11 protein-coding genes and 1 pseudogene are annotated in these 14,227 nt (G+C 62.5%); 6 read left to right on the top strand and 6 right to left on the bottom strand.

The window, feature by feature from the left end:
• Window position 1: 1 nt before the first annotated feature.
• Genes OW521_RS18235 through OW521_RS18215 form a run of 5 tightly spaced genes read right to left on the bottom strand, consistent with a single transcriptional unit; the run spans window position 2 to window position 5,441 of the window.
• A complete protein-coding gene (locus OW521_RS18235; RefSeq protein ID WP_268020991.1) occupies window positions 2-1,006 on the bottom strand; it encodes a D-ribose ABC transporter substrate-binding protein in 1,005 nt (334 codons plus the stop codon).
• 53 nt (window positions 1,007-1,059) lie between these two features.
• Window positions 1,060-2,187 (bottom strand): ABC transporter permease, encoded by a 1,128-nt coding sequence (locus OW521_RS18230; protein ID WP_268020990.1) that lies wholly within the window; start codon window positions 2,185-2,187, stop codon window positions 1,060-1,062.
• Window positions 2,184-3,725 carry a sugar ABC transporter ATP-binding protein gene (locus tag OW521_RS18225; protein WP_268020989.1) on the bottom strand — a complete coding sequence of 514 codons (1,542 nt, stop codon included), beginning with the start codon at window positions 3,723-3,725 and terminating at the stop codon, window positions 2,184-2,186. Before OW521_RS18225 ends, OW521_RS18230 begins: the two co-directional genes overlap by 4 nt.
• Window positions 3,722-4,372: a DUF2291 family protein gene (locus OW521_RS18220; protein WP_268020988.1), complete on the bottom strand. Its 651-nt coding sequence runs from the start codon at window positions 4,370-4,372 to the stop codon at window positions 3,722-3,724. Before OW521_RS18220 ends, OW521_RS18225 begins: the two co-directional genes overlap by 4 nt.
• A gap of 52 nt (window positions 4,373-4,424) precedes the next feature.
• Window positions 4,425-5,441 (bottom strand): zinc-dependent alcohol dehydrogenase family protein, encoded by a 1,017-nt coding sequence (locus tag OW521_RS18215; RefSeq protein ID WP_268020987.1) that lies wholly within the window; start codon window positions 5,439-5,441, stop codon window positions 4,425-4,427.
• 230 nt (window positions 5,442-5,671) lie between these two features.
• On the opposite strand from OW521_RS18215, the pseudogene OW521_RS18210 reads away from it, so the two are divergent.
• The 6 genes and pseudogenes from OW521_RS18210 to OW521_RS18180 all read left to right on the top strand — a co-directional run bounded on the left by OW521_RS18210 (window position 5,672) and on the right by OW521_RS18180 (window position 12,915).
• Window positions 5,672-6,621 (top strand): annotated as a pseudogene (locus OW521_RS18210) (ribokinase).
• Window positions 6,618-7,001: a D-ribose pyranase gene (rbsD, locus tag OW521_RS18200; protein ID WP_268020984.1), complete on the top strand. Its 384-nt coding sequence runs from the start codon at window positions 6,618-6,620 to the stop codon at window positions 6,999-7,001. The pseudogene OW521_RS18210 and the gene rbsD overlap by 4 nt, the downstream one beginning before the upstream one ends.
• A gap of 77 nt (window positions 7,002-7,078) precedes the next feature.
• Entirely contained in the window at window positions 7,079-9,226 is a 2,148-nt protein-coding gene (tkt, locus tag OW521_RS18195; RefSeq protein ID WP_268025948.1) for a transketolase, read from the top strand.
• A gap of 58 nt (window positions 9,227-9,284) precedes the next feature.
• Window positions 9,285-10,400, top strand: a complete 1,116-nt coding sequence (gene tal / locus OW521_RS18190) for a transaldolase (RefSeq protein WP_268020983.1) — start codon at window positions 9,285-9,287, stop codon at window positions 10,398-10,400.
• 771 nt (window positions 10,401-11,171) lie between these two features.
• Complete coding sequence (locus OW521_RS18185; RefSeq protein ID WP_268020982.1) at window positions 11,172-12,098, top strand: recombinase family protein; 927 nt, start codon at window positions 11,172-11,174, stop codon at window positions 12,096-12,098.
• 70 nt (window positions 12,099-12,168) lie between these two features.
• Window positions 12,169-12,915 carry a potassium channel family protein gene (locus tag OW521_RS18180; protein WP_268020981.1) on the top strand — a complete coding sequence of 249 codons (747 nt, stop codon included), beginning with the start codon at window positions 12,169-12,171 and terminating at the stop codon, window positions 12,913-12,915.
• Between the two features lie 117 nt (window positions 12,916-13,032).
• On the opposite strand, the gene OW521_RS18175 is transcribed toward OW521_RS18180, so the two are convergent.
• Window positions 13,033-13,701 (bottom strand): HNH endonuclease signature motif containing protein, encoded by a 669-nt coding sequence (locus OW521_RS18175; protein ID WP_268020980.1) that lies wholly within the window; start codon window positions 13,699-13,701, stop codon window positions 13,033-13,035.
• Window positions 13,702-14,227 lie beyond the last annotated feature (526 nt).

Below are 14,227 nucleotides of genomic sequence, written 5' to 3'. Positions count from 1 at the left end.
CCTACTTTGAAAGGGTGAATGCGGACGTGTACGAAGCAGCGTTGTCCTTGTTGATCAGCGTGCAGTCAAAGGCCTGCTTCTCATCGCTGGCTCCGGTCTTTCCGGTCTTGATGTACTGATCCGCGTAGTCGACCGCCTTCACGGAGAACGCAGCAACCGGCTGGAGGACGGTGTAGCTGAGGGACCCGGCCTTGACAGCATCAACGGCATCGGGTGCGCCGTCGAAGCCGCCGACCTTGACCGAGGCCAGCTTGCCGGCTTCCTTCAATGCCGCGATCGCACCGAGGGCCATCTGATCGTTGCCGGCGAGTACACCTTGAATGTCGGGGTGGGCCTGAAGCATCGACTGCATCTTGTCATGGCCCTGCTTCTGGTCCCAGTTGGCGACCTGGGACTCGAGCAGCTTCAGGTCCGGGTACTGCGACAGCACGGTGGCAAACCCGTTGGACCGGGTCGCCGCGTTGTTGTCCGAAGGGGCTCCCTTGAGTTCAACGTAAGTGCCCTTGCTGCCCATTGCCTTGACGAACTCCTGGGCGCCCAATGCCGCGCCCTGCGCGTTGTTGGAGACCAGCTGTGCCTTGGCCAGGCCCTGCTTGTTGATCTCGGCGTTGACCAGGATCACGGGGATGCCGGCGCTTGTTGCTTTCTGCACGGCCCCGATTGATCCGTCGGCGTTGGCCGGATCCAGTAGGATGGCTGCCGATTTGTTCGTAATGGCAGCGTCGATGAGGTCGCTTTCAGTCTTCGTGTCGCCCTTGTGCGCGTTGACGTTGACCTTGTATCCGAGCTTTTCACCTTCAGCTTTCGCGGCATTGCCTTCTGTCGCCCAGTACGGGTTGGCCGGGTCGTTGACGATCACCGTCATGACCTTGCCTCCCGCCCCGCCCGCGCCGCCCGCGCCGGAAGCAGCCGGCGAAGACGTGCTTGATCCCGCAGAGGACCCGCAGCCGGCCAGGGTAAGGAGTGTGACGCCTGCAGCAAAAATGGCAGCAGCTTTTCGATTCATGGACGTGCCTTTCAGTGGTTTGTTCAGGTTTGGAAAGAGATTGATCTGCACCGCTACTTTGCCGGTTCCTTCGCGTTCAGGACCGGACCGCGCGGGACGTTGACGGAGCCGTGCGGGGCTCCCGCGGCGGTCGGTTTGACCCTCTTGGAGCGGTATTCGACACGGTTCAACATCACGGCGACGACGATGACGGCGCCTTTGAAGACCATTTGCCAGTATTCGGAGACGCCGATGATGACGAGCCCGTCTGAGAGGAAACCGATCACGAAGGCGCCCAGCAGCGTGCCCCGGATATTGCCCCTGCCTCCAGAGAGAGCCGCGCCTCCGATGACGACGGCGGCGATCGCGGTCAGCTCAAAGGAATTGCCTGCCGTCGGGTTCGCCGAGGTGAGTTCGGAGGCGATGATGACGCCGGCAATAGCCGCGCAGACGCCGGAAATCACGTAAATGCGGACCTTGACCTTCTTGACCGGGATGCCCGACAGCTCGGCTGCACGCTCGTTGCCGCCGGAGGCGAACAGCCACCGTCCAAAAGGTGTCCTTGTCAGGAGAATGCTGCCCAGAACCGCAATGACAACCATGACAAGCACGCCGGTAGGGATGCCGAGGATCCGGTTGAACCCAAGCCAGTCGAATCCCGTGTTGCCCAGGGCATCATCACCGCGCAGGTTCGGGTACGTCAGACCGCCCGTAATCAGCAGCGCGGCTCCGCGAACGACATAGAGCGTACCCAGCGTTGCGACGAACGGTGCGACGCCGAATCGGGAAACGAGCATGCCATTGAGCCAGCCCACGAACGCACCGACCGCCACCGCAATCACGACGCATACCCAGACGGCGGGGTAGAGCGAAAGTCCCAGGGCCGGGATCTGGATTCCCTGCATGAGGAAGCCCGCCACGACCCCTGAAAGCCCGACGGTGGAGCCGACGGAGAGGTCAATGCCGCCATTGAGGATCACCAGCAGCATGCCGATTGCCAAAATGGCAAAGACGGCCACGTGAGCTGACATGGTGAGGAGGTTCTCAACGCTGAAGTAGTTCGGCGACAGGAAGGAGAAGATCACGGTGATGATGATGAGGGCGATGAACGCCCGTCCCTCCAGCAGCAATCGGGGGATGTCAAGGCCTCCGGACAGCCATCCCGGCCTGGATGCTCCGGCCATTGTCCGTGTTGAACTCATTTCTCGTGTCCATTCGTCGTCGATGTGGTGGCGGACTCGCCAGAGGCTGCCATGATTTGCTCTTTTGTTGTGGTCGATGCGTCGAATTCGGCGGAAATGCGGCCCTTGCTCATCACAATCACCCGGTGGGCGATGCTCAAGCATTCGCCGACCTCGGAGGTCGAATAAAGTACCGCCAGCCCTTTTCCGGCCAGTTCGCTGAGGAGTCCGAAGACCTCCGCCTTGGCCCCGATGTCGATTCCCCGGCTTGGTTCATCAAGAAGGATCACCTTGGGCTTGGTGGCGAGCATCTTGCCGATGACGACCTTCTGCTGGTTGCCGCCGCTGAGGGAACCTATCGCGGCCGAAGCTCCGGCCGTTTTGACCCTGACGTCCTGGATGCCCTGCGCAACCAGCGTGTCCTCGACCGGGCGTGAGAGAAGCATTCCCTTGACGAAGGACCCGAGACTTGCCAGGGACAGGTTCCGGCCCACCGACATTGTCTGCACGAGCCCGTCCCGCTGCCGGTCCTCCGGTACCAGTCCCAGTCCCCAGCCGATCCGCTCGGCGATGGAGAGACCGGCCAGGTCCCGGCCGTCAACGACGACGCGGCCGTCCATGAGGGGCACGCGCCCGGCGAGGGCTTCAAGCATCTCCGTCCTGCCGGCGCCCATCAGACCATAGATGCACACTATTTCCCCGGCCCGGATGTCCAGGGAGACCCCGTTGACGGACAGGCGTTCAGGGTTCGATGGATCGGCTACTTTCACGTCATCGATTTCCAGGGCGACTTCTCCGAAGTCGGCTGTCGGCGGCTCGCCGAGGTTGAAGTTGCGGCCCACCATGTTTCCGACAATCCATTCGAGGTCGACGTCTGCCATGTCCTCCGATGCGACCATCGAGCCGTCCCGCAATACCACCGCGTAATCGGAAATCTCGATGGCTTCTTCGAGGTGGTGTGAAATGTAGACGATGGAAACGCCGGAGGCGGTGAGATCCCGGATTACCTTGAAGAGCACCTCGACCTCGGATGCACTCAGTGCCGACGTCGGTTCGTCCATGATCAGGATCCGCGCGTTTACCGACAGGGCACGCGCAATCTCGACGATCTGCTGTTGGCCAAGCCGCAGGTCTGCGACCAGCGTGTCGGGATCGATGGGTTCTTCGAGCCGCTCCATCAATTCCTTGACGATCCTGCGTTCGGCCGGGTAGTCCACGGCGCCGGTCTTGCCGGTAATTTCGCGGCCCATGAAGATGTTGTCCCGCACACTCAGGTTCGGGCAGAGGCTCAACTCCTGATGAATGATCGAGATCCCCTGGTCCCGGGCGTCAACGGTTGATGAAAATTCGACCGCCTCGCCCCGCAGCTCAAGGCTGCCGGAAGTCGGCATTTCAATCCCCGAGAGAATCTTCATCAGGGTGGATTTTCCTGCACCGTTTTCCCCGAACAGAGCGGTCACTTTGCCCTCGATGACCTCAAAGTCGACGCCCTTGAGGGCGTGCGTGCCGCCGTAACGCTTGGTGACATTCTTGGCTCGAAGTATCACGTTGGCAGTCATTTCGTCACGTCAACCTTTACGGGGGTCACGATGTACGCGGCCGGATTGATCAACTGGAAGGCCCCGATCACGGAGACGGTCTTGCCCTCCAGCGCCTTCGCGTCCACGTTGGCGAGTACGAGTTTTTTGACCTGGTTGTTCAGTTCAGCACCGACATTCTGATAGTCAATCTGGTTCTTGAACTGGGAAAAGTCGACCTTTCCGGTGGCATCGCGAATGGCGGTGCCGTTGACGGCCGGGCCCATTTGCACCAAGACCTTGATGTCGGCCGGAACACCGTCGATTTTCACTGGCACCAGCCCGTTAGCATCGGGGGCTCCGGCGATTCCCGTCACTTTGACCGAATACACGGCCGGCGACGTCCCGCTGACAACCCCGTACTGCTTTGCGGCCGCACCAGCATCGGCCTTGATGGCCTTGCTGACGGTGGCGATGTCGGTGGCGCGTTTTACGATGTCGGGTGCGATTTCCGATTCATATTTCTCCTGTGCGAACCCTTGCGGGCTGAACGCGCCGGGCGCCGCCTGCGTGGCTTGGGAACCAGTGAAAATCTTGGTGCTGAAGAACATCAGTACCAGGAGAACGAGGATCGCGCCTATGCCGATAAGACGGCCGGGTCTGTTGGCCGTTGACTTGCGAGTGCTCATGAGCTCAACTTTGCTGTGTTTGATTCGGGGTGGATGTATGCCGGCGCAAACATTAAAGGACGTGCGACATCGCGTCGTTGGGCCGGATCTGGAGCTTGCGGCCGGTGCCCTTGCGGAACATCTCCAGGGCCTCGCTGTAATCGTCAAGGGTGAACGCGTGGCTGATCATCGGCACACTCTTGATGGCCCCGGCTTCGAACATCTCCACTGCCCTGCCGAAGGTGTTGAGCACCGCCATGGTCCCGACGATGTTAAGTTCGTCGCGATAGACGCGGAAGGGCGAGTAACCGGCCTTCGCTTCTGCCGGGGCGACGCCGAAGTGCTGGAAGGTTCCGCCGGCCTTCACCCGTGGGAGCCCGTCCTCGATGGCACGGATGACGCCGGTGCAGTCGATCACGACGTCCCACTGGTGCCTCGCGGCTTCGTCCGCGTTCGAATAGACGTTTTCGATTCCGACGTCCCGGGCGGCCTGCAGCCGGCTCTCGTTCAGATCGACGATCGTCACGCTGGCAGCACCGGCCCGGGGAGCGAGCTGAGCCATGAGCAGACCCATGGTGCCGGCACCGTAGACAAGGTAGTGCTCGCCCATTTTGCGGGGAAGAATGTCGTAGCCGCGGATCGCACATGCCAAGGGCTCGATGAGGGCTGCCTGATACAGGTCCGTCTCAGGCTTGAGCTTGAAGACGTTGCTTACCGGGGCCTTCAGGAACTGCGCCGCTGCACCGTCGCTTGCCACGACTCCCAGGCCGTTCCAGTTCCGACAAAGGTTGCCCCTGCCGGTGAGGCAGTATTCGCATTCGCCGCAGGTGGTGCTGGGGTTGACCGCGACGTGGTCCCCGACCGCCAGACTGGTGACGCCCTCTCCGACTGCCTCGACCGTTCCGGTGGCTTCATGGCCGGGGATGAGCGGGAAAACGGTGCCTTCGAATTCACCGTCAAGCACGTGGGTGTCGGTGCCGCAGATACCGACTGCCGCGACCTTGATGACTACTTCTTTGGGACCCGGAACCGGATCCGGCACTTCACCGAGTGCGAGCTGACCTGGACCTTCAAAAACTATTGCGCGCATCTGCGTTGACGCTCCTATCGGAAGAGTGCTCCGACTCGGCTGCGAGGCGGGGCGGTCGCTTCTTTCCGCCAAGTACCACCTCGGAGGAAAGTTGATTGACGGTCCAGCTTGTTAGATATCTGTGATTTTGTTGCTGAACCGTGTTATAAATAAAACTTAGCTGTGAGTTTGCTCACTGTCAACCACCGTCTTTACCCAGCCCCTCCAACCAAGACAACGGGAAGAACGTGATGAATCAACGTGTGAATGGACCGAAGAGGACGCCGGTCGAAAGGGAGGTCGTGGTCCTCGGTTCGGTCAACGTGGACCTGCTGACCACCGTCTCCAGACACCCCGGTCCCGGAGAGACGGTCCAGGGAAAGGAAGTGCGGATCCTTCCTGGCGGCAAGGGAGCCAACCAGGCTCTCGCTGCAGCCCGGCTGGGAGCGAAAACGAGGCTCATCGCCGCGGTTGGCGAGGATGCCAATGCCGTGGTGGCTTTGGGAAGTCTCCGGTCCGCGGGGGTGGACCTGAGCGGGGTGCTGGGATGCGGAACGGCGACCGGCATGGCCATGGTGACCGTGGATGATGGGGGTGAGAACACCATCGTTGTTGTTGCCGGTGCCAACGCACGGATGGACGCCAAATCAGTCCTGAAGTGGAGGGAGAGTATCGCCGGTGCCGCGGTTCTCGTGGTCCAAGGCGAAATTCCGCCGGTCGCCACCGAAACCGCCATCGCGATTGCCACCGGACGGGTTGTCCTGAACCTGGCACCCGTGGTCGCCCTCTCACCCGAAGCATTCCGGGCAGCAGACCCCCTCGTCGTCAACGAACACGAGGCAGCACTCGTCCTGCGCCAGCTCAGACCACAGATGCCGGTGCCAGTCGAGCACGCAGACCTCATAGCGGCCCTCGCGGTATCCGGCCCGGTGACCGTGGTTCTGACACGCGGGGCCCGGGGTGCCATGTTCGCGGACGGAAACGGCATTCACTCCGTTTCTTCCCCCAGGTGCGCGTGACGGATACCACCGGAGCCGGAGACGCCTTCGTCGGCGCCCTAAGCGCCAGCCTTGCAGCAGGAGCGGGCCTGGGCGAAGCAGTGGAATTTGCTGTCCGGGTGGGCGCGTACGCAGTACAGCGGTTCGGAACGCAGCAGTCTTACCCAACGTCCACGGATGACCTTCCCGGGGGTATGAAGTGAAGAAGAACGGCATCCTCAACGGCGCCCTCAACGCCGCGATTTCCGCCCTGGGCCATGGGGATCTCGTCGTCGTCGCCGACTGTGGCCTCCCCATCCCCCTTGGCACCCCCACCGTGGATCTGGCCCTGGTCCAGGGAACCCCCGGCTTCCTCCAGGTACTCGACGCCCTGCGCAACGACGTGATCTTCGAAGGCTGCACCGCAGCAGCGGAATCAACTGTGGGTCAAGCCGGCGAATGGATAAAGGACAGGTTCCCCGCGGTCGAGTACATCCCCCACGAAGAACTCAAACAACTCACCGGGACGGCCAAACTCGTCGTCCGGTCCGGAGAAGCGACACCCTACGCCAACGTCATATTGCGCTGCGGAGTCTCATTCTGAAGCCACCTGCCGCCGCACCACCGACCAATACCGCGCCCGCGGCGCCAAAAACGAGAGGATCCGACACAGTGTCAGAACTGGAAGACCCGAAACTGCAAGGCAATCATGAGAACGGTGACATCCTGACTTGGACAAGCCTGGACCAGCGCGCCGTGGACACTGTCCGCGTTTTGGCCGCTGACGCCGTCGAGAAGGTCGGCAACGGTCACCCTGGCACGGCCATGAGCCTTGCACCCGCCGCATACCTTCTCTTCCAGAAGCTGATGCGCCACGACCCGAAGCACCCGGACTGGATCGGTCGCGACCGTTTCGTCCTGTCCCCCGGGCACACATCGCTGACCCTGTACATCCAGCTGTTCCTTTCCGGCTACGGCCTGGAGCTGAAGGACCTCGAGGCCCTGCGCACCTGGGGATCGCTGACGCCGGGCCACCCGGAATACAAGCACACCGCCGGCGTCGAGATCACCACGGGTCCGCTGGGCCAGGGCTTGGCCTCCTCGGTGGGCTTCGCCTACTCGCAGCGCCGCCAACGCGGCCTGTTCGACGCCGATGCTCCCGCCGGCGAGAGCCCGTTCGACCACACCATCTGGGTCATTGCCTCCGACGGAGACCTCCAGGAAGGCGTCACCTCGGAGGCTTCCTCCCTGGCCGGCCACCAGGAACTGGGCAACCTCGTAGTCATCTACGATGAGAACCACATCTCCATCGAAGACGACACCGACGTGGCCTTCACCGAGGACGTGCTCAAACGCTACGAAGCCTACGGCTGGCACACCCAGCGCGTGGACTGGACCAAGACCGGCGAATACGTCGAAGACGTCCAGGAACTCTACGGCGCCCTGCTCGCCGCCAAGGCCGAGACCTCCAAGCCGTCCATCATCTCGCTACGCACCATCATCGGCTACCCGGCCCCCAAGAAGCAGAACACCGGCAAGATCCACGGTTCCGCCCTCGGTGCCGAAGAAGTCGCAGCACTGAAGGAAGTCCTGGGCTTCGACCCCGAACGTTCCTTCCAGGTTGACGAGGACGTCCTGGCACACGCCCGTGCCGTCGTCGAACGCGGCGCAGCCGAGCGCAGCGAATGGCAGGCATCCTTCGAGGAGTGGCAGACCGCCAACCCCGAGGGCGCGGCACTGCTTGAGCGCATCGAGGCCAAGAAGCTCCCCGTCGAGCTCGACGCCGCGCTCCCGGTGTTCGAGGCAGGCAAGGAAGTCTCCACCCGCGCCGCTTCCGGGAAGGTCCTGAACGCGATCGGCCCGGTCCTTCCGGAACTGTGGGGCGGCTCCGCCGACCTCGCCGAGTCCAACAACACCACCATCGAGGGATCGCCGTCGTTCATCCCGGCCTCGCGCTCCACCGCCGCGTGGAAGGGCAATCCGTACGGCCGGGTTCTGCATTTCGGTATCCGCGAGCACGCCGCCGCGTCGATCGTGAACGGTATCTCGCTGCACGGCCGGACCCGGGCGTTCTCCGGCACGTTCCTGATCTTCAGTGACTACCAGCGTCCCGCGATCCGCCTCGGCGCCCTCATGGGTGTTCCGTCGCTGTACGTCTGGACCCACGACTCCATCGGATTGGGCGAAGACGGCCCCACCCACCAGCCGGTGGAACAGCTGTCCACCCTGCGCGCCATCCCGGGCCTGGACGTTGTCCGTCCCGGCGACGCCAACGAGGTTGCTGCAGCATGGAAGACCATGCTGGAGAACCACGAGAACCCGGCAGGCATCGTGCTGACCCGCCAGAACATCCCGACCTACGCACGCGGCGAGGGCATCGCCGAGGGTGACACCTTCGGCTCCACCGCTGGCGTCGCAAAGGGCGGCTACGTCCTGGCAGAGGCTTCAAAGGACGGTGCGACGGTTCCGGCCGACGTCATCCTGATCGGAACCGGTTCCGAGGTCCAGCTCGCGGTCAACGCCCGCGAAGCGCTCCAGGCCGACGGCATCGCCACGCGCGTCGTCTCCATGCCGTGCGTCGAGTGGTTCAACAAGCAGGACTCCGCGTACCGCGAGTCCGTACTTCCGGGCACCGTCAAGGCCCGCGTCTCGGTCGAAGCCGGCCTGGCACTGGGCTGGAAGGAATTCGTCGGCGACGCCGGCCGTTCCATCAGCCTTGAGCACTTCGGCGCCTCCGCAGACTACAAGCGCCTCTTCAAGGAGTTCGGCATCACAGCGGAAGCAGTCGCCGCAGCCGCCAAGGACTCACTCGCGGGACTCGGTAGCTGAACACGCGCCTGAGACGAATTCGACTGCAACGAATAGATTTTCAAGGAGATAAAAGAAAATGACTACGACTCCCACCCAGCAGCTCTCCGACGCCGGCGTGTCCATCTGGCTTGATGACCTTTCCCGGGAACGCCTGTCCAGCGGCAGCCTGCAGAAGCTCATCGACGAGAAGAATGTGGTTGGTGTCACCACCAACCCGTCCATCTTCCATGCCGCCATCACTTCCGGCAGCGACTACGACGCTGTGATTGCCGAAGAGGCCGCCAAGGGCGCCACGGTTGAAGAGACCGTCTTCGAAATCACCACCACCGACGTCGCAGATGCCTGCGACCTCTTCGCTCCGGTCGCCGCAGCAAGCAAGGGTGTTGATGGCCGCGTCTCCATCGAGGTGGACCCCCGCCTGGCATGGGACACCGAAGGCACCATCGCCGAGGCCAAGCACCTGTACAGGAAGGTCAACAAGGACAACGTCCACATCAAGATCCCGGCAACCCTTGAAGGCCTCGCGGCCATCACGGCAACCCTGGCCGAGGGCATCAGCGTCAATGTGACCCTGATCTTCTCCCTGGAGCGCTACCGTGCCGTCATCAACGCTTTCCAGTCCGGCCTGGAGCTGGCCAAGGAAAACGGCCACGATCTCTCCAAGATCCACTCCGTGGCGTCCTTCTTCGTCTCCCGCGTGGACTCCGAGATCGACAAGCGCCTCAACGCCCTCGGCACCGATGAAGCCAAGGCCCTCAAGGGCAAGGCAGGCGTTGCCAACGCCCGCCTCGCCTACCAGGTCTACGAGGAGCTGTTCTCCACCGAGCGCTGGGCAGTCCTGGCCGAAGCCGGCGCGCTGCCGCAGCGCCCGCTGTGGGCCTCGACCGGCGTCAAGGACCCGGCCTACCCGGACACCCTGTACGTGACCGAACTGGTCGCCGCCGGCGTGGTCAACACCATGCCGGAAAAGACCCTCGACGCCACGTTCGACCACGGCGTGGTCACCGGTGACACCGTCTCCGGTACCTACGAAGAAGCAAACAACGTCCTCAACGCACTCGAGGGCCTGGGCATCTCCTACAACGACGTCGTCGCAATCCTCGAATCCGAGGGCCTGGACAAGTTCGTCGCCAGCTGGAAGGAACTTCTGGCCGACGTCGAGGGCGCCCTAGCCTCTGCACGGAGTCGCTGAATCGAGTCATCCTCTGCCGATTGCTCAGCCAGCAGAGGAAACCGGCCCCACCGCCGATCATGAAGTTAAGCGCCACATGAGTAAGGACATTCCGATGACAGGCGCCAAGACGCGGGCTACTCCGAGATATTCGCTCTCTACCAAGACCTCTACACAGCGACCCGATCACTCACCCATCGCCTCCTAACCGCGAACGGGAGCCACTGAGCCTTTGGTCCCGGCCAAAGGACGGAGGGTACGAGGCATCTCCGCTGGCACCGGTCCTGTGTTAGCGGCGGCCATGAGGTTTGCCCGCCGTCTTAGGTACATGATGTCCCCGCACAGCCGGGGCCGTGATGGCACGCGACCACGGCGCCAGTTCAGCCCGGAACGTGCGTCCTGCAAGGACACATTGGCTAAATGAACTGTACTGCTAGCGCTGTAAGTCCGATGCCAGTACGGGCTGTGCGCGCCGGCAGTCCGGCGTTCTCCGGATCAGCTGCATAGGAAAGCTGGTCCTTTAGAAGGCCCCGAAGAGGGGCCCCGTCGGTGAAACAGGCGATCACGCCGGCCCACAGCTCTTCGACCGTATGGACCAGATTTGCCGTCCCCGACGGTCCGGAACCAGCCAGCCGTCGGGGAGCGCGCTGACTTTGGGGGCTCCGGGTCGTCCGCTGCACAACTCATTGACTCCTGGGCGGCAAGCTCATCGAGACGGCGGTCGAGGTCTTCGGGAACGCGCAGATTCATGACCATACCCATGGTACCAAACCAGTACCAACGAGACTTGGGATGAGGAGATCCGAACTCCAGGTCGCGACGCTCAGTGCAGAATCTGAAGGGCGCGGATGGGATCTCGTAGCAAAGACGGACGAGGGCTATTCGGCCAAGAACACTGACTGCTCTGCCCTGCAGGAGGCGTTGACGATGCTCAACACCGGCAAGGCGCAGATCCTCATGGCAGTGCGTCTCGACCGCGTCAGCCGCAGCGTCGGCGACTTCTCCGGCATCATGCCCATGGCAGATCGCAAACACTGGAGCATCGCACTCCTGGATCTTTCAAGCGATACCAGCACTGTAACCGGCGGCATGCTGGCCAACGTCCTTGCTTCCATGGCCGAGTTTGAACGCGGAATGATCCGCCAGCGCACAAAAGAAGCGCTCGCTGAGGTTGCCAAGGAAAAAGCACGTAGGCCGGCCCCGCACCCTCGACCCCCAGCTGGTCCGCCGCGTTGTGGACATGCGCGGCGCCGGGATGACCATCGCCGGAATAGCAGCTCGGTTAACTGCAGAAGGAGTGCCGTCGGCCCGCGGGCGGCAAGGTGTGGTCCACCGGGACCATTCAAACGCTCCGAAAGGCAGATACGGCCCGCGGCGTGTACCTCAACGCCTGAGCCTGGAATCCCCCCGACGGGTTCGTGTTCGGCAACGCCCGCCAAAGCTTGGTACGCAGCCACCGTAAAGCGGATCATCGAATCTCAGCGAATTATGACCGAGCCTGACGCGCTCAAGGAAGGCCGGCAGGTCCATCGCGACCGCTGGGAGACAAGTAGTAACAACTCGCGACGGCATATATCCGAAGCTCTAGTGTTCTCCGTCAGCGTCTATGTCTTGAGGGATGGGCCGGGTTACACCTACCCGGGCAATGAACTCCCGTCCGGTCCGCTAAAAGATCGTTCGCGTGACACCTCACGAGGCTTCGTGTGGCCCGGAAATTAGTGCATCTCCGTAACACGTCCTCGAGCTCCTGTGACTGACAGAGGCGATGCGGCCGTCTAGTATCGGCCGCATGAGTCAAGAGAAATGGCGCCGTACCGCCGAATGGCCTCTCGTCGCGGCCGCAGTTCTTTTCCTTGCCGCCTATTCAGTCCAGGTGATAGCCAACCCGTCCGGTCCGGAAACGGTGTTCGTGGACGTCATCATCTGGGCTACCTGGGCTGTGTTTGCCGTCGACTATGCCGCAAACCTCTATCTGGCTGCGGATCGCCGGCGGTGGTTCGTCCGGAACATTCACGAGCTCGTGATCCTCGCCCTGCCAGTCCTGCGGCCCTTGCGCCTACTCCGGTTGGTGACCCTATTGCGTGTCCTCCACAAGACAGCCGGGAACGCGCTCAGAGGACGGATTGTCACCTACGTCCTGGGCTCCGCCTTTCTGCTGACATATTGCGGAGCGCTGGCCGTTCTCGACGCCGAAGAAAATGCCGACGGCGCGAACATCCGTAATTTCGGTGACGCCCTGTGGTGGGCGCTGGTGACCATCACCACTGTTGGTTACGGGGACCGCTATCCCGTTACTTTCACCGGTCGATGCGTGGCGGCCGGCCTCATGGTCTGCGGCATCGCAGTCCTCGGAGTGATAACTGCATCGGTAGCTTCATGGCTGGTGGAGCAGGTGTCGGTGGGTGCCGCCAGCGCGACCGTGAAAGCGGAAGAACCCCTTCGACTCGAAATCCAGCGGCTTTCCGAGCAAGTGGGACGACTAACCACCCTCATGGAAACGGGTCCGGCGAAGGGCCCGACTGAACCGCATCGTTAGGCTGTCATCCGGCGTGGCTGCCATGTGTTCCAATGCCCCCGACGGCCAAGGTACGGCACAGGAAGTCGATATCCCCAAGCTGCACCGCGCACGCTTCTCCTGGCTTCTTTTGTCGTTCTAGAGATTATGCGCCCAGTCGAGGATGATCTGCTGTGCTGTTTCAAGCGTCAATGCCCCGGAGCACACGGCCATGTGGAGCCGGTTTTCCAGGGCGTCCTTCGGGTTTGTGGTCCCGGTTGCCCCGGCACGGTTCATCTCAGGCCACAGGTTTGATGCCGAGTTGGCCCCGCCAAGCTCAAGCGGGATCAGGTGGTCCAGCTCAATGGATGGATCGGCGGCCATGCCGTATGCCGCCAGCGCGGCGGCCTTGAATTTGTTCGTTTCCGACGCGGGTGGCCGCACCGTGGCCGTATACCCCGTCTTGCAGATGGTTGTCTGCAGCGTCGCTGTCGTCACGTCCGGATCAACGGCGCCGGGTGTGCAGGCCGGATCCGGCAGCACGAGGCCTGCCGCGGCGTCTATGACCTTGGCTGCGCACTGGCCGGGCTGCAGATGCTCGTCCCACGCGACAACGCCCGGCGAATGCACGAACCGCAGCCCGGCAGGCGGCTGTGGGGTCGGCTGCTGAACGGGCGGCTGAGGGGCCGACCGGGGCGTCGTGATTACGGTCGAGGGTGTCGGTGCAGGACGGCTGTTGCTCGGAGTGCTGGGCACCGCGCCTGGCTGCTGGCTGGCACATCCTGACAGTGCAAGGACAGCCGCTGCGAGGATCACGGGAATATTCATTGTCTTTGCCTTTCATGGACCGGTGGACCGGAGCCAAGGTAACGCGCCAATGCCCGGTGTCACCTGGTACGGGGCATTGGCGCAGCTACCGTCGAGAGCATCTTCCGTGGAAATGCCCACGAGCAGATACTAGGCTGCGGAACCGACCGGCTCTTGAGTGCCGGGTACTCGTTTTAGCTGCGCGTGCGACAGCGACGTGTCCACGGTGGTTTGGGGTGTTGGCAGGTACCCCCGGCCCGCACCCGCAGTGCGGGCCTATGCATAGAAAAGGCCCAGGGGCGGACCACCATAGGCAGTTCCATAAAGCTGACGTAAGTGTGGACACTGTCCACACCCCCCTTTGGCAGGACAAACGAACAGGGACAGCTCCCCCTTAGGACTCGAAGTAACTCCCCCGGAGACTTCCGCGCCAACGTCGGATTCATCATGTTGCACCCCGAACCATGAACAGGTGTTAGCCACCCCGACCAACCCGACAGAACCGGAACGAGGACCCCAAAACTCAATCACAGCAGGCGGAAGGCCC

It is taken from the genome of Arthrobacter sp. MMS18-M83, from assembly GCF_026683955.1.
GTDB lineage: Bacteria > Actinomycetota > Actinomycetes > Actinomycetales > Micrococcaceae > Arthrobacter.
The sequence above is the reverse complement of the archived record's forward strand: the minus strand, read 5'-3'. Positions and strand labels throughout refer to the sequence as shown.